The following is a 21,803-nucleotide window of genomic DNA, read 5'->3' as shown; positions in this document are numbered from 1 at the left end:
TAGGTCTAGGTATATTTGAAATAATTTATTTTGGGGAAACTCTAAATTCTCTTACAAAAATATTTCGCCAGATAAAATATCCAGCGAAATATTTATAGAATCTTTTCCACTTCTACATCATAATTTCCATCCGGCGACTCAACAGTTGACCTCTGACCTACTTTCATTCTAAATAAAGTTTTACCTAGCGGTGAGTCTATGCTTATCTTCATCTTCTTAACATCTGATTCTACCGAACTTACAAGAGTAATATGTTCAACTTCATCTACATCACAAAACTTTACTTCTGCCGTTTTATTTATATCAAATACATCTTCATCCTTTGAGCTCTCTATTATCACAGCATTCTTAAGCCGCTCCTCCAGTTCCTGTATCCTGGTCTCAGTCAATGACTGATCCTCTTTAGCCGCACTGTAATCGGCATTTTCACTAAGATCTCCCTGTGCACGGGCAGATTTTAAAGCAGCTTTTATCTCCACTCTTTTAACAGTCTTCAAATATTCCAGTTCCTTTTCAAGTTTCTTTTTCCCTGATTCTGTCAAAATTATATCCTGCATAAATAATTCACCTACTATTCTAAATTTTTTACAGGTCCATTGCCTTTCATATTCTTATTCATTCTACTTATTTATTATAATATTACCAATTGAATAATACAAGCCAAAGGAAGAAAACACAAATTACAGAAATCATTGAAAATAACTATGAGAACATATTGACATCACAATATTTGTCAGTATATAATAAAATTATGGAGTATTTAAAAGACATACACACAATAAATTTGTAATTTTTGTATGTATGAGAGCATATGAATCTGAGAGAACATTTACTTGGGTTTTTATATGCTTTTTTTAATGAATAAATTTAAGAACAGGTAACTATAAAATGAAAGGAGGCCATCTATGAAAATAAATCTTAAAAAAGCTCTTTTTATGCTGACTGGAACATTTCTTGTAGCCTTTGGGACCTATTTTTTTTTGGCTCCAAATCACATCGCTGCTGGTGGTACAAGCGGAATTGCCATAATTATAAATGCCGTGTTCCCAAACCTTCCCATAGGACTATTAATGATGGGAATGGAAGTCATATTATTTACTTTAGGAGTCATAATAATAGGTCCCGTATTTGGCGGGAAGACCATATTTTGCAGTTTTTTCATATCTGCACTAATACTTCTATTAGAAAAAATATATCCGCATATAAAACCCTTTAGCAGCGATATTTTGGTACAACTTATATTTGGCATATTGATATGTGGAATGGGAATGGGCATAGTATTCAATACAGGGGCTTCCACCGGAGGTACAGACATAATTGCAAAAATAATAAATAAATATACAAAAATAAGTATAGGTAAATCTGTGCTGATAGCCGATATCACTGTTACCATAATCGCAACTATAGTGCTCGGAGTAAACAAAGGCCTATACGCAATACTCGGAGTGATATTGAACTCCACCATAATAGATAAAGTCATAATAAGTTTAAATTCTTACAAACAGGTTTCCATAATAAGTAATAGTGGAAAAAGCATACAGGATTTTATCATAAATGAACTTGAAAGAAGTGCAACAATTTATTATGCTAAAGGCGCCTACAGGGAAGACAAAAAAGAAGTTATAATCACTATTCTAAACAGAAAACAGCTGTTAAAATTAAAGGAATATATAAAAAAATTGGATAACAGAGCTTTCATCACCGTAAATGACATAAACGAAGTCTTAGGAGAGGGCTTCAGCAACACAATATAAGGAGGATATTCCAAAAGGCAATAAATAGCCTTTAGGATATCCTTTTATTTATTTTTACACTTTTTAAGAATATTAACCAAAATTAATGGCTATAATTTAAAACAGTAACAAATACAAAGGGGATATGTACATGAAATTACCAAATCACATAGGTATAATTCCAGATGGAAACAGGCGTTGGGCTGTAAAACATAAATTGAGCAAGGAAAAAGGTTATATTTTTGGTTTATCCCCTGGCATGAAATTATTTAAATTGTGCGAAAAACTTGGGATAAAAGAGCTAACTTATTATGGTTTTACTACAGATAACACCAAGAGACCGCAAATCCAGAGAAAAGCCTTCACTGAAGCATGTATAAAAGCTGTGAAAATGCTTTCCAAAGAAAATGTCTCTCTGCTGGTGCTGGGAAACACTCACTCAAATATGTTTCCAAAAGCTCTTCTGCCCTACACCACCAGAAAAGACTTAGGCAGCGGTGGAATGAGGCTCAACTTTTTAGTAAATTATGGCTGGGAATGGGACTTGGGGAAATCGGGATATCTTCAGACCACAAATAGAAATTCCATTGTCTCAAGGTTAAATTCCCGCGACGTATCAAGAGTGGACCTTATAATACGTTGGGGCGGTAGAAGAAGGCTCAGTGGTTTTTTACCCGTTCAGTCAGTATATTCGGATTTCTATACAATAGACGATTATTGGCCTGATTTCAAAACTGAACATCTCATGAATGCCCTTGAATGGTACAGCAATCAGGATATAACTCTCGGGGGATAAATATGTCTGATATATTTTTATTCCACAATTTTTCAGTTTTTCCAAAACTGCAATTGTTGGCTGTAATTAGAAAAACTTTTCACTCATATAATATGCCTCTTTCGAAAATACTAAAATGGAGGTGAATGAAGATGTCAAAAAATAAAAAAAGTCATAGAAAAAAAATTATAGAAAACCATGAAACTGCCTCCTGGGCAAATATAGCTAAAACCAAACCGGTTTCTAAAGTGCCCATGCCAGATGAAAATGCGGCTGAAAGTTCCAAAAAATGGGTGGATACCAATGAAAAATAAAGCTTCAAAAATATAGATTAAATAACTGCGGATGGCTTAAGTTAAGCCATCCGCAGTTATTTAATCAGTACTTTATTTGAGATAATTTTTTATATATGTCATATCTGTCCATGGCATTTTTTTCTGACAGCTTAAATAATTTATCCACTCTTTCAGGGAATGTATTTTTAAGAGATGAAAATCTTATTTCCCCTTCTAAATAATCTCTGAAAGATAATTTAGGCGGTCTGGAATCCAAGATAAATGGATTTTTGTTTTCAAGTTTAAGCAGAGGATTAAATCTGTACAAATGCCAGTAGCCGGATTCCACTGCTTTTTTCTCCTCAGCTATACTTGTTCCCATACCGGTTTTTATACCATGATTTATACAGGGTGCATAAGCTATTATCAAAGACGGTCCTCTATAATTTTCAGCTTCCGTTATGGCTTTCAGAGCGTGGTTCATATTCGCACCCATAGATATTTGTGCTATATATACATAACCATAACTCATCACCATAAGCCCCAGATCCTTTTTCTTGAGAGACTTTCCTGAAGCCGCAAACTTCGCCACAGCACCGGTTTGAGTTGCCTTTGACGACTGTCCTCCTGTATTGGAATACACTTCTGTATCCATTACAAACATATTCACATCCTCTCCGGAAGCCAGCACATGATCCACGCCTCCAAAGCCTATATCATATGCCCATCCGTCACCGCCTATAATCCATTGAGATTTTTTTACAAGATAATCCTTCTTATCAATTATCTCCTTCAGCAAAGGATCCCTGTTATAATCATGGGACTCAATGGCTTCTATCACTTTTTTTGATGAAATTTTAGACAGACTTCCATCTTCCATAGTGTTCAGCCATTCGCTGAAAGCCTCTTTTACATCAGCATATTTACAATCTTTTAAATATGAGGTCATAAGGAGCTTAAGTTTTTCCCTCATTTGTCTCACAGCCAAAAACATACCATAGCCATATTCCGCATTGTCCTCAAACAGCGAATTCCCCCAGGAGGGACCCTTTCCATTTAAATTCTTAGTGTAGGCCATAGACGGCGCACTTGCCCCCCATATTGAAGAACATCCCGTGGCATTTGCAATCATCATCCTCTCTCCAAAAAGCTGAGTTAGAAGTCTTATATAGGGAGTTTCACCGCATCCAGGGCAAGCTCCGTTAAACTCAAGGAGAGGTCTTACAAACTGACTGCCCTTCAAGGTATTTCTGCCGATAACATCCTCTTTTGGAGTTATACCAACTGCATAATCCCAGTTTATCGATTCAAATTCCACCTTTTCTTCCAGAGGTTTCATCACAAGAGCTTTTCCCGGAGCCGGACATACGTCGGCACAATTTCCACAACCGGTGCAGTCCATAGGGCTTACCTGTATACGGAAATTAAACTTTTCCAGCCCCTTTCCCAAAGCTTTTTTACTTTTGAAACTCTCTGGAGAATTTTCAACTTCATCCTCATCCAAAAGGAAGGCCCTTATGGTAGCATGAGGACACACAAAAGCACACTGATTACACTGTATACACTTGTCAATCTGCCATTCAGGGATGGTTACGGCTATACCTCTCTTTTCATAAGCTGAAGTCCCAACAGGATAAATTCCGTCAGGCATATTCAAGAAAGAACTTACAGGTAAATTATCCCCTTCATTTCTCTCCATAGGCCTTTGAATGTTTTTTACAAAATCCGGTTCATCTTCTTCTGCCGTACCTTTTTCCTCTGCAGCGTCTTTCCATTTTCCAGGGACTTCCACCTTTACAACAGATCTAAGTCCTTCATCTACAGCCCTGTCATTCATTTCAACTATATTCCTGCCCTTACGGCCATAAGTCTTTTCTATGGATTCTTTCAGATATCCAATGGCATTCTCAATTGGTATAACATTGGCCAGTTTAAAAAATGCCGCCTGCATAACCATATTTATTCTCCCGCCAAGTCCAATTCCCCTAGCAATTTTAATAGCATCCACAATATAAAAATTTATATCATTTTGAGAAATGTACTTTTTCATGGAAGCAGGAAGTTTTTCATCCAATTCCTCCGGTTTCCAGGGACAGTTCAATACAAAAGTTCCTCCCTTTTTCAAACCCTTTAATATATCATAATTATTCAGAAAAGATTTATTATGACAGGCTATATAGTCTGCACTACTTACAAGATACGGTGATTTGATAGGTTCTTTACCAAATCTCAGATGTGAAATGGTAGTTCCCCCTGATTTTTTACTGTCATAGGAAAAATAGGCCTGGGCATAGAGATCTGTATTGTCACCTATGATCTTTACGGCAGATTTGTTGGCTCCCACAGTGCCGTCAGAACCGAGACCCCAAAATTTGCAACTTATAGTTCCCTGAGGTGTAGTCTCTATAGTACCATAATTTTTCAATGAAGTATTGGTCAGATCATCCACTATACCTATAGTAAATCTTTCCTTAGGTGCTTTTTCCCTCATATTTTCAAACACAGACAGTATTTGTGAAGGGGTAGTATCCTTGGAACCAAGTCCATACCTTCCTCCCAATATTAAAGGCGCATTCTGCTCACCATAGAACACCTTGCATATATCCAAATAAAGCGGTTCCCCAATAGAGCCCGGTTCCTTGGTTCTATCCAAAACTGATATTTTTTTGACAGTGCGGGGCAACACATCCAAAAAATATTTTTTTGAAAAAGGCCTGTAAAGATGTACTTTCACACATCCGACTTCCCTGCCTTTTTTCATCAGATAATCCACCGTTTCATCAATAGTGTCACATACGGAACCCATAGCCACAATCACACATTTGGCATTTTCATGACCATAATACTCAAAGGGCTTATAGTTTTTCCCCGTTATCCTGTTTATCCCCACCATGTATTTCTCAACAATTTCGGGAACTTTCATATAAAACTTATTGGAAACCTCTCTGCTTTGAAAATATATGTCGGGATTTTGTGCAGTTCCCTTGATTGTGGGATGTTCAGGATTTAAGGCTCTGTCTCTAAACTCCTGTATCGCCTTGTAATTCACCAGCGGTTTTATATCCTCATAGTCCATAACATCTATTTTCTGATATTCATGGGAAGTTCTAAAACCATCAAAGAAATGTAAAAAAGGCACTTTGGATTCTATGGCACTTAAATGTGCAACAAATCCCAGATCCATAGCCTCCTGTACATTAGAAGATGCCAAAAGTGCAAATCCCGTCTGCCTGCAGGCCATTACATCCTGGTGGTCTCCGAAAATGGAAAGTGCATGGGTGGCAACCGCTCTGGCACTTACGTGAAATACTCCGGGTAACCGTTCCCCTGCTATTTTGTACATATTGGGTATCATGAGCAAAAGCCCCTGAGAAGCAGTATAAGTGGTAGTCAACGCCCCTGCCGCCAGAGAACCGTGTACGGCACCTGCCGCTCCTGCTTCCGATTGCATTTCGGCCACTTTTACAGTCTGACCGAAAATATTCTCTTTCCCATGGGCAGACCATTCATCAACAGCCTCGGCCATGGGAGTAGATGGAGTAATAGGATATATGGCAGCTACTTCAGTAAATGCATAAGAAGCATAGGCTGCAGCCTGATTTCCATCCATAGTCTTCATATTCTTAACCATAAAACTTGTCATCCTCCTTTATTATTTACAGATAGATATGTATAATATTCGTAGAGTCTAAAAGGCTCTGCAAATTCTCTCCACCGACATTTTTCATGTCATTTTCATCAATCTCATGGCAGAAAGTTATATCCTCCTTAATTTATTATTTGAAATATAACAGTTCTCATACATAAATATTTCAAAAATATTGGATTTTCCAAATAATCACATTCAATCGTCTTTTACATATATACATATAATAGATAATAAAATCAGATTATCGGATAATATGAAAATTTTAAGATCGATTCTCTTTATCAATTGATAATATATATTATCTACGTTTTTCTATTGACTTGTACAATATTTTAGCCTATTATAGTAAAGATGCTTAATTATCATTTGATAATTATTGAATTTTAGGAGATGTTTAAAATGGATGAAAGAGTAAAAACTGCTTCGCTTTCCATAATTTCCAACAGCAGTTTAATAATCATGAAATTAATAGTTGGAATATTTACAGGTTCAGTAAGTATTCTATCTGAAGCCATACATTCCACCATGGATTTGGCTGCATCCATAATATCTTTTTTTTCTGTCAAAATATCATCCAGGCCTGCGGATAAAGAACATCCCTATGGTCATGGAAAATTTGAAGATGTATCCGGTGTGCTGGAGGCAGTATTAATTTTCGCAGCTTCCATTATCATAATAACGGAGGCTTTAAAAAGACTAATCAGTGGACAAGAGGTAAATTCCTCCACTCTAGGATTTTTGATTATGTTTTTATCAGCAGCCATAAACTTTTTGGTATCCAGCAAATTACACAAAGTGGCAGAAAAAAATGATTCCATGGCTCTGAAAGCAGATGCTCTTCACCTCAGGACAGATGTGTATTCTTCCGCAGGAGTTGGTTTAGGATTGTTTTTAATATGGATTACCGGTCTTCACTTTTTAGATCCACTGGTAGCTATATTCATAGCTTTTTTTATTTTAAAGGAAGCTGCAAATCTTTTGAAATCTGCTTTCAACCCTCTGGTAGATGTAAAACTATCAGACAGTGAAATTTCAATTATAACTGACACCATATCCAAATACAATCCTGGATACTGTGGTTTTCACAAATTGAGAACCAGGAAATCTGGAAATGAAAGATATGTGGATCTTCATTTGGTATTCCCCGGAAATATGCATATAAAAAAGGCTCATGATATATGCGATGATATAGAAAAGGAAATGAGAAAATCCCTTAAAAATACAGAAGTGATGATTCATTTGGAATCCTGCAACGACGATTGTGCAAATTGTGGACTTCCAAATAAATCAAAATGCAAAAATAGATAGGAATATGATAATTCCTATCTATTTTTGTAAAATTATTTAAATCTAAGAATTGCTTAATTCTGCTTCTGCTTTATTTAATGCCTTGACCAGCTTTCTTACATTTATTCCATGTACCATAGCTGCTTCTTCTACTGTTTCAGCCAATGATGCAGGACAACCTATGCATCCCATTCCAAAGTCTTCCATAAGTACTTCGGCATATGCAGGATTCATTTTAACTACATCGCCTATTGTCATGTCCTTAGTAATTTTAGCCATAATATCAACCTCTCTTTAACTTTTTTATTAAACATTCAGTTTAATCCAATACATTTAATGCTCTCAATAAATTGTCAACATCTATTCCATGTACCATAGCCGCTTCCTCCAGTGTCTCTCCCTGGGCCGCACCGCAAGCTACACATCCCATTCCAAATGCCATCAATGTTTCCACATGCCTTGGATGCAATCTAATTATTTCACCTATCGTCATATCCTTGGTTATCTCAGACATATTTCATACCTCACTTTATATTATACAATAATATAAAATAATTTTAATACTAAAATCATTTTACATCAAGCTTTCTAAAAACATTTATTTGATATTATGAATTAATTTAAAACCTGAATCAGTAATTTTAAAATTATTTTTCAATCCTTCCGTAACATACACTTTTTTGTCTTTAGTTACGAATATGGCATCCAGCCCTTTTATATTCTTTACATATTTTGCGCCTTTATCCAAGCCAAGATAAAATATATTTTTTGTCATGGCATCAGCATTTACAGAAATATCTGTAACCAAAGTTACACTGGCCAAATCATTATTCATAGGATAGCCTGTAAACGGATTTAATATGTGATGATATTTTTTTCCATTTTTTTCAAAATATCTTTCATATATACCAGAGGTAACTACTGTCTTATTAGTTACACTTACAGTTCCAATCGAATTTCCTCTTGCCTTGAAAGGATCCTGCACACCTATATTCCACGGTCTTCCATCAGGAGAATCATTTATAGTCAGAACATTTCCGCCCAAGTCCACAATGGCATGCTGGACTCCTTCTTCCTTCAGCACTCTCCCTGCCTCATCTGCCGCATATCCTTTTGCAATGCCTCCTAAATCCAATGACATACCTGGTTTCATGAGCATAGCCCTTTTACCCTTTTCATCAAGCTTAAGATCTCTATAATTAACCAATGATTTTTTCTCATCAATTTCCTGAATGGAGGGAACTCTCGCATGATCCGTACCTATGCCCCACAATTTTACCAAAGGTCCAATAGTTATGTCGAAAACTCCCGAGGACTGTTGTGAGTAATATTTGCCTTTTTTAAGGACATAAAAAGTATCCGGAGACACTTTGACAAACTTCTTTCCCGCCGCATCTCCCACACCATCTACTTCCGTACCCGATTTATTCACACTCATTTTATTTTCAATTTCCTTTATTCTAGAAAAAGCCTTGCCCAGAACTGCATCAGATTTATGGTCATACACAGTTATCGTACATATAGTACCCAGCATATATTCTGTTTTTGACAACGGTTCTGAATCAGCATTATCACAGGAATACAATGGAATCATACATATTATTGCAATTAAAAAAATAGCTATTCTATTCTTTTTGATCTTCACTTAATTTAACTCCTTTATCGAATTTTAATCACTTCAATTTCAATGGCAAACCACAGACAGTCAGATAAACTGTATCACTATACTTGGCTATGATTTGGTTCGACTTTCCCAAAATGTCCGAAAATACCCTGCCCAGTTTATACTCTGGAACTAAACTCAAGCCAACCTCGTTAGTCACAATCAAAACACATTTAGAACTTTCGTTTGCCGCGGAAATTATATCTTTAACTTCACCTATAATATAATTTTCCAATCTCTCTATTCCCTGGCTGTCTATTTTGTCCATATTAATATTTTTCTCAAAGATCATATTGGTTATCATGGTACCTATACACTCCAGCATTATGTACTGACATTCGCTTTTTCTTATCACATCACCCAGTGAATTATATCCTTCATAAGTTATCCAGCCCGGATCTCTTCTGGATTTATGTTTTTTTATTCTGAGCTTCATCTCTTCATCCGTAACTACAGCTGTTGCAATATAGAGAACTTTTTTCTTTTCTTTCAAGAGCTTTTCAGCAAAAGTGCTCTTGCCACTTCTGCTTCCTCCCGTTATTAAAATTATCTTACCCATATATTCGTACCCTCCAAGCAAATATCACAGGACATCTATTCAACGAATAATTACAGATATTATAAGCATTGTAATTATCTCTGCCATTTCATTATCCGCGCCGAACAGATCACCGGTGAGACCTCCTATTTTTCTATTACAATATAAATTAAAAACAGACGCTAGAATAAGGGAAGCCAGCAGTAATGCAGCTGTATATTCCGGATTTAGACCAACTATAAAGATTAAAAGAAGCGCAGTTATGCACACAGTGATAAAAAGCTGAAGTTTTCCTATATTGCCTATAAAAAGATTGCCCGATCCCGTACTTTTGGCCGTTTTCCCTATAAAAGCTATAAAGACTATAGAAAACCTTCCTATAACAGGTGCCGCTATCATTGCAAGAGAAAACCTGGGGACTATAAAACAAAGCAGGCTGTACTTTAAAAGTAAATCCATAACTATTGTAACACAGGCATAACTTCCTATTCTGCTGTCCTTTATTATCTCAATTATCCTGTCATTGCCTTTAAACGCAAAAAAACCGTCGCACATGTCTCCAAGGCCATCTATATGCAGTGCACCAGTTACCATTATACCCAAAAGCATTGCAATGGCCACGGAAACATTTACCGGCAATACAAGCACGGCTAATTTGTACAGTATCCACTGTATTCCTCCAACTATAAGGCCTATAACAGGCATGAAAATAGATGCTTTTCTGAAATTTTCCTTTTCACAGTGCAAATTCTTGTTTACTGGAATTCTCGTTAAAAACTGAACCATCAAAAGAAAATCATTTACAAACTCCCCCATAAAATCCCCCCTAATACTTTAAAGCCGCTGAAACAGGCAGTATAATCAAGCATCTACATGAGTTATGCTGTCTATATACAAATTACCATATTCATATTTTATCAGCGTAATATCTCCATTTCTGGAAGCAAATTTCCAGAAAAAATCTAGATTCCCACTTAATACATAACAGTAAACAGATCGCACCACGCCTCCGTGGGTGACCACAAGAATATTCTCCTCATTTAATTTTAAAATGTCATCCATAAATTCATGTACTCTCGAATAAAATTTCATGTAACTTTCGCCTTCCGGCGGTGATTCATTTTTCCAGTCACTGCACCATCTATTCCACTGGCTTGGATACATTTTCTTTATCTGTTTATAGTTCTTGCCTTCAAATTTTCCAAAGTCCATTTCATTTATCCTACTGTCTATATTGACTTTTTCAAAATCATGTCCTAAAATTATATGAGCCGTTTCAGAAGTCCTCTTCCTCTCACTTACATAGACATTGTCAAATTTAACATGTCTTAAAAAATCAGCTGCTTTTTTAGCCTGGTTTAAACCCTTTTCATTTAAACATACATCCAGTTTCCCATAATAGTATTTATTGTTATTTTCATTTGTCTGTCCATGTCTTACAAAATAAATATTCATACAAACCTATTCCTTTACACAATCAATGCTTTTATTATATAGCATTAAAATAAAATATACAAATCGAAGGTCATAAATATACAATTTATTTCTATATATTAAAATAATTACTATAAAATTGTTTTTGACAAGTAATAATTTTTATTATATAGTTATAATTGATTATATAATAAGGGTGGTGTCTATGGATAATTTAACTAATATTTTCAGAAATAAAAAATTAAAGCTAACTCCTCAACGTATTGCAGTATATAAATATTTACAATCTACTAAAGAACATCCATCAGCTGAGACGATATACAAAGCTTTACAAGCAGATTATCCCACTATGAGTTTGGCAACGGTGTATAAAGCTCTAAAGACTCTGGTTGAAGTTAATCTAATACAGGAGATCAACGTGGGAGAGGGAAATTTTAGATACGATGGAAACGTTCATCCACATTCTCACATCCAATGTATAAGGTGTGGAAGAGTGGATGACATAGAGGGAATTTGCTTTACAGATTTAAATGACAAAGTCAAAGATTACGTTGACTATAAGGTACTGAGTAATCAAGTTTATTTCTATGGTATATGTAAAGATTGCCAGGAAAAAATGAAGAAGACCAAATAAAAATGATGACAGCTCCAATTAACTGCGGCAGCTGTCATCTATATTTTAATAGGACTTCTCAACCGTTTCATTCCATTCGCTTCCACTGTATTTTCCTGAAAATATATCGTCTATCTCCTTAGATATATTGTATCTGAAATTTTTAGGCAGGTTATATATAATTGCCATATCATTTTCCGTACTATTTTTTAAATGTTCCATTACACTTTTATTTACATTTCCGCCGGATACATTTACTTTCTTGTCTCCCGTTACAAAACCTTTCTTAAATAATTTTTTCTGTACACCGTCACTCAATATAAATTTTATGAAATCATCCACTCCATCAGTATTTTTGTCGTTTACCGGTGTACTTATTATGACATCTGCCATAACTGGATTTTTATATTCAACGCATTTTATACTGGGATTTCTGATATCGCCCAGATAATAAGAGGATGTTATAATTGCAGGTATGTTGTCTTTTTCAAAGTTTTTTAAAGTACTTTTACTTCCAATCTCAAAAGTATCTTCATTTATATAGCCGTTTTTAACCATATTTTCCAAGCTGTCAAAACACCCCTGTATTTCTCCAAGAGATTTATATGCAGAAGGTCCGCTGTCATATATATTTTCCAGTTTTCTTGCAGTAACCAAATTATTTGATACCATAGAAAATAAAATTGTATTTATATCCATATCCTCATTTAAGACAACAGGTACGCTTTTCCCGGTAGAATTTATGACTTTTAAGCTATTCATAAACTCATCCATTGAATTTGGCACCTTTAAATTCAATTCACTAAAGGCCTTTTCATTGCACAGTATCTCTATAGTATATGGAAGCAGTGCAATTCCATAGTATCTGTCATTAAACCTACCATAGTATCTTGACGCACCATAATACCTTTCGTTTAAATTATTTTCCCTATATAAATTTCTCATATCGGACAAAATACCCTTTCTGGCCAAGCTCAACATATCCGTTCTGGAAATAAACGCTACATCAGTATTGCCATTGTCACTCATCCCTCCATCTATCTTTTCCCCTATGGAATTATTTATGTTGAATTTGGTTTGAGGATTGGCTTTCCTGTATTCGTCAACCACATAGCTTATCATATTCAGAGACTCTCTGTCCTTTACTCCAATATATAAATTCACCTGTCTATCATCACGCGTATTATTATTTACTCCACAGGCAGACAAACTGAAAATCAATATCAAAAAAAATACCATTGTTTTACTCTTGTGAAACATATATTTTTCATCTCACTTCCAATATCAATAACTAATATTTTATAAATTTATTTTGTACATAAATAATTAAATATATAATAAATTCATATAATTAAATGGAGGTGAAATTTATGAAGTTTAGAGTAATATTTCTAAATAGAAAACACATTTACTTTTTCATACTGTTATTCTTAATTATAATTTTATCCATAATTTTTATAGTATCTAGAAATTCCTCTCCTGCATTCAGTACAATTTCAAGCAGCAGGAAGATAAGAGCAGATCTCAATGGAGATGATAAAAATGATATACTTTTCATCATGAGGGATAAAGACAATTATTTAATAAAAGCAGATATAGGAGGAAGAACTCTTAATTTCAGCACCAATAAAAATTCACCAGTAATTCAAAAATATTCTCCATATTGGCCTTTGAGGATAACACTTATAGATATATCAAGAAATAAAGTTCCTGAAATATTTATACAGGGTTCAATAAAAGGCAGACCTGTACAGCGTGTTTTTATGTACAATGGTACCGAATTTAAAAATATTATGTCAAATTCCAATAACATATTAGGCTTTATGGACTGCAAAAACAATAGAACTCCAAAAATCATATCAGGCAAATTAAGCAAAAATTCCATCTATCTCTCCAATTACATATTTTTAAATAATGAATTTAAAAATTATAGCCGTGAATATGAAGGCACCCTAGTGGGTCAAGATACTATCTACACATTTGCGAAATTTATACAGAGCCTGCCTGAAAGTGAACCTTACAAACCAAAGGATATTTTCTCATCCAATATATCCAAAGAGGATATGGCTTTAATAGGCAACTTGACAGGTGAAAACAGCTCCTATGTATTTCAGGACGCCCTCTTTATGGAAAATAAATGCGATAAAGAGGGTAAGGCTTCCGAAATTTCCTGGTCTCTAAACTTTAAGGGCATTTCCAGAGTGGATAAAAATATAATAAAAAATTACAAGATAGATCTTATTCTGGTACCTGACAACAGCAGCACCAACAAGTATCACTTCAAAATTGTTTCAATGCATAAAAACAGATAAATAAAAAGGGACCGTATACGCGGTCCCAAGGGGGATGGGGGGTTATCACGTCAAATAATACAAAATATTGTTTGACGCTAAGGAGAATTTTATATCTCCTAGTTACATTTATTATATTGTCCTAATATAAATAATTTATTCATATAAATTAAAATTTTTAATATTTTTTACATAATTCCTCTAATTCCAATTTCATGTTTCTACGCAGTTTTTCAGGTTCAAGTATTTCTGCATCTTTTCCAAAACCCATAACCCACCTTTTTACTTCGTCGACATCATCCACGTAAAAGCTCAGAATTATATTTCCGTTTTCAAGTTCATCTACATGCTGGTCGGCATTCCATTTTATACTTTTTATAAACTGGGATATATTTCTGCTAAATTTTATTGTCACTCTTATTTTATCTCCCGTAAACAATCCCCAGTGATCATCCAAATAATCCTTCAATGAAAATGTATGAGGCCTCATGTAAACATCACTGCTTATCTTCAAGTTCTTAATTCTATCCAATTTAAAGATTTCCACGCTGTCCTTCATATGACAATAGCCTACTACATACCAGTTCCCCTGTTTAAATATCAGGTCATAGGGATCCACTTTCCTCATGGTTAAATTATTTTTATTTACAGAAAAATAATCTATATTAAGGCTCCTCCCCTTGCTCATAGAATAGTTTATCTGTGATATCTTGTCCTCTAAATTTTCCATACTGCCTATTGAATCTATAGAAAAATTACCTGTGTCATTCATATCCTTCAAATCAACATTTGAATTCAAAGAAACACTTTTTATTTTATAAACTGCATTTTTAAGTTCCCTTTCATATACAAATCCATTCTGTCTTGTAAGTACTTCCGAAGCCATAAGGAGTGCATCAAGTTCTTTTTCACTTAGATTTGCAGACTTCATATAAAAATTTTTGTCTATATAGAACCCACCATATCTACCCTTTTTAGTATATATAGGTATGTTAGCTTTACTCAGGCTGTTTATATATCTATATACAGTTTTTTTATCTACCCCTAAACTCTGAGCTAACTCTGAAGCTGTAGTCAATCCTTTATACTGTATAATCATCATTATTTCCAACAAATTAGAAATTTTAGACATGCTTTTAACCTCCAGTGTAAAATTATCATAATATTTTATTATATCGTCATCTTTTATATTTTTTTTAGTAATGCTTCGTATAAAATTAACTTTCACTTATAATTTTATACATTTTGGAGTTACATGTTCCAGTTTTTGTGTCAAATCTGTTTTTTATGAATAGTATATAATATGATTTCAGTTATAGAAACAAAAATGAGGTGAATGTAAAATGTCAAAACATCACAGGAATTATAATAACGGCTTCAATTTAGGTGATATTTTAAATAATATAGATATAACCCAGCTGCTGTCCATATTATCCGCTTTAGGTGGAAATAGAAATTTTTCCAATGAACAACTGGGTTCACTTATGGAAAATTTAAACTCTTTTGATGGAGGATCTCAGGGACATTCCAATTTCAGCGACTCGGATATAAAGACAAAACTGTCAGCATTGGAAAGCAGATTGTCCAAAATAGAAAGTGGAGGAACTATAAAAGAAGATCTTCTCCGTGCAATAAAGGAACTGGAGGATTCACCCGACGCAGCCAAAACAATAAACAATTATTTAAATTCCGTCAATTCCGGCAAAAATACACATAGAAGGTAATGAAAACTACATTAAAAAAGCACTATCAAAAATAATAATTTGCTTTAATTATTGATAGTGTTTTTTATTTTATGATTGAAAAATCAACTTAGTTTTTGTATCAGAAGTGCCGCCACAGTTATGGAATTAAATGCAAAGTGATTAAATACTGCATACCAATATCCTTTTTTATGTATTAAATAACAATTATAGAGTCCAATCCACAATATTATCGGAAAAGCATTTAAACTGAAATGAATAGCTGCAAATAAAAGGCTGCTCAAAAATGCTCCCATATAAACTCCAATTCTCTTCACAAATATCTTTTCAAATATGAGCCACCTAAATACAAATTCTTCTAACACAGGTGCAAATATTATAACTACGGGAATCATTAACATAAATTTACCCAGGGGCATATTCGCCATATGGGTAACTATCTCCTGCTGGCGTAATTCAACTTTGAAATTAGAGAGCACAGCCATTTCAACAGCAGATATAAAAAAAACAGTTACATAAAATATGAATACCATATTAAGGGCTTTAAAGATGTCAAAATTCTTAATATCAAATTCATGGGATTCATCTGTACCTTTCATATACCATAGACTTATTACCACAAAGATAAATGGAATAAGGTTTCCTGTAAATATGGCGAGAACTATATAAAGTACACTTATAATAAGTAAAACTATTTTACTCCTCTTGTCTTTTCTCCAGAACTTAGCAAATATCAAGAGAGGTGGTAAATAAACAAGTACAAAAACTAAAAGATCTTTCACAATATCCAATTTAAACATTACTAATTTCTCCTTGCCAATATTCCCTGCCCTTATCGATCATTGATTTTCAGAAGTTACATCAACTATGGAATCCAAAGTATCCAAAATTTCCTTTCTCCCAGCTTTATTTAAAGCGGAAAAAGTTAAAATTTTATCCTGAGTCTTCAAATTTAAAGCATTTCTTATTATTTTCAAATTACTATTTAATTTTCCTCTGGAAACTTTATCAATCTTGGTAGCTACAATAACAGCCCTGTAGTTGTAGTATTTAATCCACTTATACATAGTTATGTCATCTTCCGTTGGTTTATGCCTGCAATCCAATATAAGAACTATAGCTCTAAGCTGTTTTCTTCCCTGCAAATATTTTTCTATTATTCCTCCCCAGTTTTTCATTTCCATCTTCGAAACCCTGGCATATCCATAACCCGGTAAATCCACAAAATAGAATTTTTCATTTATCAGGAAAAAATTAATCAGCCTGGTTTTACCTGGAGTGCCGCTCACTTTGACCAACTTCTTTTTATTTACAAGAACATTTATAAGAGAGGATTTCCCCACATTGGATCTGCCTACAAAAGCAACCTCCTCTCTATTATCCCTGGGATATTGATGTGGATGTACTGCTGAAACAATAAATTCCGACTTTTTTATTTTCATAATACCCACCTAGTTCCTGTCCAAAAGTGAATTTTTCAATACTACATCTATATTGTCCGCCAATATATATCTTATCTTTTTTTTAACCGTATTTGGAATTTTCACTAGATCATTTTTATTTTTTTCAGGAATTATAACTGTATCTATGCCGGCTCTATAGGCTGCCAGACTCTTTTCTTTTAAGCCGCCTATGGGAAGCACCCTTCCGGTCAAAGTTATTTCTCCTGTCATCGCCACATTATGCCTTATTTTTCTCTTGCTCAAGGCAGACACCATAGAAGTAACCATGGTAACTCCCGCAGAAGGACCATCTTTGGGTACTGCACCCTCCGGAACATGTATGTGAAGATCATAATTTTTGTAAAAATCACTTTCAATTCCATATTTGTATGAATTGGCTCTCACATAACTGTAACCAGCTTTAGCTGATTCTTTCATGACATCTCCAAGCTGTCCTGTCAGCTGCAGTTTACCGCTTCCAGGCATGACTGTAGCTTCTATAGGAAGAGTATCTCCACCATACCCTGTCCATGCCATTCCCATAGCTACCCCAATTCTGTCTTCTTTATCTGCCTTATCATAGATAAACATTTCAGAACCCAGATAGGATCTCACTTTGGTCACAGTTACATTTACGGATTTTTTACCTTTTTCCATCATTTCCGACACAGCCTTCCTTATAATAGCTGCCACCTTTCTTTCAAGGCTTCTTACACCGGATTCCCTGGTATAATTATCTATAAGTTTATATATCGACGAATCGGAAAAGGTAACTTCATTATTTTTGATTCCATTTTCCTTAAGCTCTTTGGGTATCAGATATTTTTTGCATATGTGAAATTTTTCTTCAGAGGTATATCCGGACACCTCAATAACTTCCATTCTGTCAAAAAGTGGTCTTGGAATAGTTTCCAAAGTATTTGCAGTTGTTATAAACATGACATTTGAAAGATCAAAATCAAGTTCAAGATAGTTATCCCTAAAAGTATTATTCTGTTCGCTGTCCAGCACTTCTAAAAGTGCATTTGCCGGATCTCCCCTAAAATCACTGCTCATTTTGTCTATCTCATCCAATAAGAACAGCGGATTTTTTGATTTTGCCTGTTTAATGCCATATATAATTCTTCCGGGAATAGCACCTACATAAGTTTTTCTATGCCCTCTAATTTCCGCTTCATCTTTTATCCCTCCAAGTGACATTCTCACAAAATTTCTATTTAAAGCATGAGCTATGGACTTTGCAACAGAAGTTTTCCCTACACCGGGAGGTCCCACGAGACAGAGTATTGGACCCTTAAGAGATTTGTTCATCTTTTTTACTGCTAAATATTCAATTATCCTGTCTTTAACATCTTTCAGCCCATAGTGCTCCTTTTCAAGTATTTCTCTAGCTGATCTTATGTTCAGATTATCTTTGGTTTCAGTGTTCCATGGAAGACTCAGTATCCAATCCAAATAAGTTCTTATCACTCCACCTTCCGAAGAATAGGATCCCGTACTCTTAAGCCTGCTCAGTTCATAAGACGCCCTATCCTTAACATTCTTAGGAAGTTTGGCCCTGCTTATTTTATTTTTATACCTCTTTATTTCCCTTTTGTCCTCATCTTCTTCACCAAGTTCTTCCTGTATGGCTTTCATCTGTTCTTTCAAATAGTATTCCTTCTGAACCTTATCTATTTTATTTTTTACCTTAGTTCCTATTTTTCTCTCCAGTTTTAAAATTTCTATTTCATTTATCAATATGGAGAGCAATTTTTCAAGTCTTTCTCCGACGTCGTAACATTCAAGAAGTTCCTGCTTTTTTTCATTTTTCAACATAAGATAGGAACTCACAGTATCGGCCAATCTGCCGGGGCTATCCAATCCATCCAGTGAAATCGTTGTTTCAGCCGGTACATTTCCGGATAATTTTATATATTCATTAAACTTTTTTTCTATAATACGCATGAGAGCTTCATAATTTTTATTTTTACCATAGTCTTCATCCTTTATTATTTCAACTTTAACTTTAAAGAAAGGATCCTCACTTATACATTCTCTAAGTACTGCCCTCGATTCGCCTTCTACAAGTACTCTCACTGTATCCCCTGGCAATTTCAATATTTGTTTTATATTACAAACTGTACCTGTCTTAAATATGTCTTCTTTTCCAGGTTCTTCAGTTTTTGCATCTTTCTGGGCAGTCAAAAATATTCTTTGTTCTGCAAGCATAGCATCTTCCAATGCAAGTATTGATTTTTTCCTGCCCACATCAAAATGCAAAACCATATATGGAAATATAGTAATACCTCTCAACGGAATTAGAGGAAGATTCTTTAAATCTTTATCCATATGCCTCTCCTCCTTTTAAAAGATTTTATCCGATAGATTAATCTATTATAAACATAAAATATACTTTTTTCAACAATTCAATGTGAGTTTATTTAAAAAAGAGTACCGAAATCAGTACTCTTTTTTATAAGACCTATGCAGTTTCAGGACCCTTTCGTGTTCTGGATTTTTTTAATTTAATTGGAGGCCTTTTCCCGCTTTCAGCCTTTATGACTTTCGGTTTTCCCTCTAACACTGCATCTTTATCTATTATTACCTTACATATTTCTTCTTTAGATGGAATTTCAAACATAATGTCCTTCATAGTTTCCTCTATAATAGCTCTGAGTCCTCTTGCTCCTGTGTTCCTATCCAGTGCTTCCTCTGCTATTGCCTCTAATGCATCATCCATGAATTCAAGCTCTACATCGTCAAATTCAAAGAGCCTTTTATACTGCTTAACAAGTGCATTTTTAGGTTCTTTTAAAATTCTTATCAATGCATTTTTATCAAGTGCATCCAAAGTTACTATAATTGGAATTCTACCCACAAATTCCGGTATAAGGCCATATTTCAAAAGATCTCCCGGCATTATTTCCTTTAAAAGTTTTCCTATGTCCTTTTCCTTTTTAGACTGTATATTTGCACCAAAACCAATATTGCTTATTCTGGTTCTCTTTTCTATTATACTGTCTATGCCATCAAAAGCTCCACCACATATAAACAATATATTAGTGGTATTAATCTGGATAAATTCCTGATGAGGATGCTTTCTTCCTCCCTGAGGAGGAACTGAAGCCACAGTACCTTCCAATATCTTCAGAAGTGCCTGCTGTACACCTTCTCCTGATACATCTCTAGTTATAGATGGGTTCTCTGATTTTCTAGCTATTTTATCTATCTCATCTATATAAACTATTCCATGTTCGGCTCTTTCTATATCATAATCAGCATTTTGTATAAGCTTTAATAATATATTTTCCACATCTTCACCTACATATCCTGCTTCTGTAAGTGTAGTGGCATCTGCAATAGCAAAGGGTACATTTAAAAACTTTGCCAGAGTCTGTGCCAAAAGTGTCTTGCCGGATCCTGTAGGCCCGAGTAAAAGTATATTGCTCTTCTGCAGCTCTACATCGTCGCTTTCCTTATTGGAATTTATTCTCTTATAGTGATTATACACTGCAACTGCTAGAGATTTCTTTGCATCCTCCTGCCCTATTACATATTGATCAAGATAATTTTTTATCTCTACAGGCTTTGGAATTGAATTCATATCTATTTGTACATCTTCCTCAAATTCATCACTTATTATTTCAGAACAAAGCTCTATGCATTCATCACAAATATATACACCAGGCCCTGCAATTAATCTTCTAACTTGATCTTGTGTTTTACCACAGAACGAGCATTTAAGCTGTTTTTTATCATCATTATTATTCTTTGCCATTTCTACACCTCACTAAAGGTTATTTCTTTTTTGTAATAACTTCATCTATTAAACCATAATTTTTTGCTTCTTCTGCCGACATAAAGTTATCCCTCTCTGTATCATTTTCAACTCTTTCAAGAGGCTGACCTGTTCTTTCGCTTATTATGGTATTTAATTTTTTCTTTATTTTCAATATCCTATTTGCATGAATTCCTATATCGGTTGCCTGGCCCTGAAATCCGCCAAGAGGCTGATGTATCATTATCTCTGCATTTGGAAGTGCGAACCTCTTACCTTTTTCACCGGATGTAAGTAAAAATGCACCCATTGAAGCTGCCATCCCTATACATATAGTTGACACATCCGACTTTATATACTGCATTGTATCATAAATTGCCATTCCAGAGGTTATGGATCCTCCTGGACTATTTATGTAAAGATATATGTCCTTATCTGGATCCTCAGCTTCCAAAAATAGCAGCTGTGCTACCACAAGACTAGCTGTTGTATCATTTACTTCCTCGCTCAACATCACTATTCTATCCTTTAAAAGTCTAGAATAAATATCATAAGATCTCTCTCCTCTATTTGTTTGTTCTACAACTACTGGTACTAAACTCATAAATCTCTCCTCCTTTTATACTATCTTTTTGCAATT

General features: G+C 34.6%; 22 protein-coding genes. 7 read left to right on the top strand and 15 right to left on the bottom strand.

Annotation, left to right across the window (positions count from 1 at the left end; all coding sequences use genetic code 11):
- Positions 1–92 precede the first annotated feature (92 nt).
- Positions 93–557 (bottom strand): transcription elongation factor GreA, encoded by a 465-nt coding sequence (gene greA / locus AB8S09_RS13800; protein ID WP_294184908.1) that lies wholly within the window; start codon positions 555–557, stop codon positions 93–95.
- A gap of 348 nt (positions 558–905) precedes the next feature.
- Between greA and AB8S09_RS13795 the strand changes: the two genes are divergently transcribed.
- From AB8S09_RS13795 to AB8S09_RS13785, 3 genes are all read left to right on the top strand, one after another.
- A complete protein-coding gene (locus AB8S09_RS13795; protein ID WP_294184906.1) occupies positions 906–1,754 on the top strand; it encodes a YitT family protein in 849 nt (282 codons plus the stop codon).
- A 130-nt stretch (positions 1,755–1,884) separates the two neighbouring features.
- Positions 1,885–2,529 (top strand): undecaprenyl diphosphate synthase family protein, encoded by a 645-nt coding sequence (locus AB8S09_RS13790; protein ID WP_294184904.1) that lies wholly within the window; start codon positions 1,885–1,887, stop codon positions 2,527–2,529.
- 131 nt (positions 2,530–2,660) lie between these two features.
- A complete protein-coding gene (locus AB8S09_RS13785; RefSeq protein WP_294184903.1) occupies positions 2,661–2,822 on the top strand; it encodes a CDIF630_02480 family spore surface protein in 162 nt (53 codons plus the stop codon).
- A gap of 64 nt (positions 2,823–2,886) precedes the next feature.
- On the opposite strand, the gene nifJ is transcribed toward AB8S09_RS13785, so the two are convergent.
- Positions 2,887–6,414, bottom strand: a complete 3,528-nt coding sequence (nifJ, locus tag AB8S09_RS13780; protein ID WP_294184900.1) for a pyruvate:ferredoxin (flavodoxin) oxidoreductase — start codon at positions 6,412–6,414, stop codon at positions 2,887–2,889.
- Positions 6,415–6,831: 417 nt separating this feature from the next.
- On the opposite strand from nifJ, the gene AB8S09_RS13775 reads away from it, so the two are divergent.
- Positions 6,832–7,740: a cation diffusion facilitator family transporter gene (locus AB8S09_RS13775; RefSeq protein WP_294184898.1), complete on the top strand. Its 909-nt coding sequence runs from the start codon at positions 6,832–6,834 to the stop codon at positions 7,738–7,740.
- A 42-nt stretch (positions 7,741–7,782) separates the two neighbouring features.
- Here AB8S09_RS13775 and AB8S09_RS13770 read toward each other — a convergent pair whose 3' ends face one another.
- From AB8S09_RS13770 to cobC, 6 genes are all read right to left on the bottom strand, one after another.
- Complete coding sequence (locus AB8S09_RS13770) at positions 7,783–7,998, bottom strand: DUF1858 domain-containing protein (protein ID WP_294184896.1); 216 nt, start codon at positions 7,996–7,998, stop codon at positions 7,783–7,785.
- A gap of 40 nt (positions 7,999–8,038) precedes the next feature.
- Entirely contained in the window at positions 8,039–8,233 is a 195-nt protein-coding gene (locus AB8S09_RS13765; RefSeq protein ID WP_294184893.1) for a DUF1858 domain-containing protein, read from the bottom strand.
- Between the two features lie 84 nt (positions 8,234–8,317).
- Positions 8,318–9,313, bottom strand: coding sequence for an FAD:protein FMN transferase (locus AB8S09_RS13760; protein WP_369869329.1), 996 nt, complete (start codon positions 9,311–9,313; stop codon positions 8,318–8,320).
- Positions 9,314–9,392: 79 nt separating this feature from the next.
- Complete coding sequence (gene cobU, locus AB8S09_RS13755; protein WP_294184889.1) at positions 9,393–9,941, bottom strand: bifunctional adenosylcobinamide kinase/adenosylcobinamide-phosphate guanylyltransferase; 549 nt, start codon at positions 9,939–9,941, stop codon at positions 9,393–9,395.
- A gap of 39 nt (positions 9,942–9,980) precedes the next feature.
- A complete protein-coding gene (cobS, locus tag AB8S09_RS13750; protein WP_294184887.1) occupies positions 9,981–10,736 on the bottom strand; it encodes an adenosylcobinamide-GDP ribazoletransferase in 756 nt (251 codons plus the stop codon).
- A gap of 45 nt (positions 10,737–10,781) precedes the next feature.
- Complete coding sequence (gene cobC, locus AB8S09_RS13745; protein ID WP_294184885.1) at positions 10,782–11,375, bottom strand: alpha-ribazole phosphatase; 594 nt, start codon at positions 11,373–11,375, stop codon at positions 10,782–10,784.
- A 184-nt stretch (positions 11,376–11,559) separates the two neighbouring features.
- Between cobC and perR the strand changes: the two genes are divergently transcribed.
- Complete coding sequence (gene perR, locus AB8S09_RS13740; protein ID WP_294184608.1) at positions 11,560–11,988, top strand: transcriptional regulator PerR; 429 nt, start codon at positions 11,560–11,562, stop codon at positions 11,986–11,988.
- 45 nt (positions 11,989–12,033) lie between these two features.
- Here perR and AB8S09_RS13735 read toward each other — a convergent pair whose 3' ends face one another.
- Complete coding sequence (locus AB8S09_RS13735) at positions 12,034–13,206, bottom strand: ABC transporter substrate-binding protein (RefSeq protein WP_294184610.1); 1,173 nt, start codon at positions 13,204–13,206, stop codon at positions 12,034–12,036.
- A gap of 131 nt (positions 13,207–13,337) precedes the next feature.
- On the opposite strand from AB8S09_RS13735, the gene AB8S09_RS13730 reads away from it, so the two are divergent.
- Complete coding sequence (locus AB8S09_RS13730) at positions 13,338–14,279, top strand: VCBS repeat-containing protein (protein ID WP_369869328.1); 942 nt, start codon at positions 13,338–13,340, stop codon at positions 14,277–14,279.
- A gap of 157 nt (positions 14,280–14,436) precedes the next feature.
- Here AB8S09_RS13730 and AB8S09_RS13725 read toward each other — a convergent pair whose 3' ends face one another.
- Positions 14,437–15,390, bottom strand: coding sequence for a helix-turn-helix transcriptional regulator (locus AB8S09_RS13725; RefSeq protein ID WP_369869327.1), 954 nt, complete (start codon positions 15,388–15,390; stop codon positions 14,437–14,439).
- Positions 15,391–15,601: 211 nt separating this feature from the next.
- Between AB8S09_RS13725 and AB8S09_RS13720 the strand changes: the two genes are divergently transcribed.
- Positions 15,602–15,982: a hypothetical protein gene (locus tag AB8S09_RS13720; RefSeq protein ID WP_294184615.1), complete on the top strand. Its 381-nt coding sequence runs from the start codon at positions 15,602–15,604 to the stop codon at positions 15,980–15,982.
- Positions 15,983–16,065: 83 nt separating this feature from the next.
- Here AB8S09_RS13720 and AB8S09_RS13715 read toward each other — a convergent pair whose 3' ends face one another.
- The 5 genes from AB8S09_RS13715 to clpP form a co-directional block, all read right to left on the bottom strand.
- A complete protein-coding gene (locus AB8S09_RS13715) occupies positions 16,066–16,761 on the bottom strand; it encodes a CPBP family intramembrane glutamic endopeptidase (protein ID WP_369869326.1) in 696 nt (231 codons plus the stop codon).
- 39 nt (positions 16,762–16,800) lie between these two features.
- Complete coding sequence (gene yihA / locus AB8S09_RS13710; RefSeq protein WP_294184619.1) at positions 16,801–17,403, bottom strand: ribosome biogenesis GTP-binding protein YihA/YsxC; 603 nt, start codon at positions 17,401–17,403, stop codon at positions 16,801–16,803.
- A gap of 9 nt (positions 17,404–17,412) precedes the next feature.
- Positions 17,413–19,734 carry an endopeptidase La gene (gene lon, locus AB8S09_RS13705; RefSeq protein WP_294184621.1) on the bottom strand — a complete coding sequence of 774 codons (2,322 nt, stop codon included), beginning with the start codon at positions 19,732–19,734 and terminating at the stop codon, positions 17,413–17,415.
- Positions 19,735–19,867: 133 nt separating this feature from the next.
- Positions 19,868–21,163: an ATP-dependent Clp protease ATP-binding subunit ClpX gene (gene clpX / locus AB8S09_RS13700; protein WP_294184624.1), complete on the bottom strand. Its 1,296-nt coding sequence runs from the start codon at positions 21,161–21,163 to the stop codon at positions 19,868–19,870.
- Positions 21,164–21,182: 19 nt separating this feature from the next.
- Positions 21,183–21,767 carry an ATP-dependent Clp endopeptidase proteolytic subunit ClpP gene (clpP, locus tag AB8S09_RS13695; protein WP_294184628.1) on the bottom strand — a complete coding sequence of 195 codons (585 nt, stop codon included), beginning with the start codon at positions 21,765–21,767 and terminating at the stop codon, positions 21,183–21,185.
- Positions 21,768–21,803: the final 36 nt, after the last annotated feature.

Source organism: Clostridium lapidicellarium (genome assembly GCF_041224415.1).
GTDB classification, from domain to species: domain Bacteria; phylum Bacillota; class Clostridia; order Clostridiales; family Clostridiaceae; genus Clostridium_B; species Clostridium_B lapidicellarium.
The sequence above is the reverse complement of the archived record's forward strand: the minus strand, read 5'-3'. Positions and strand labels throughout refer to the sequence as shown.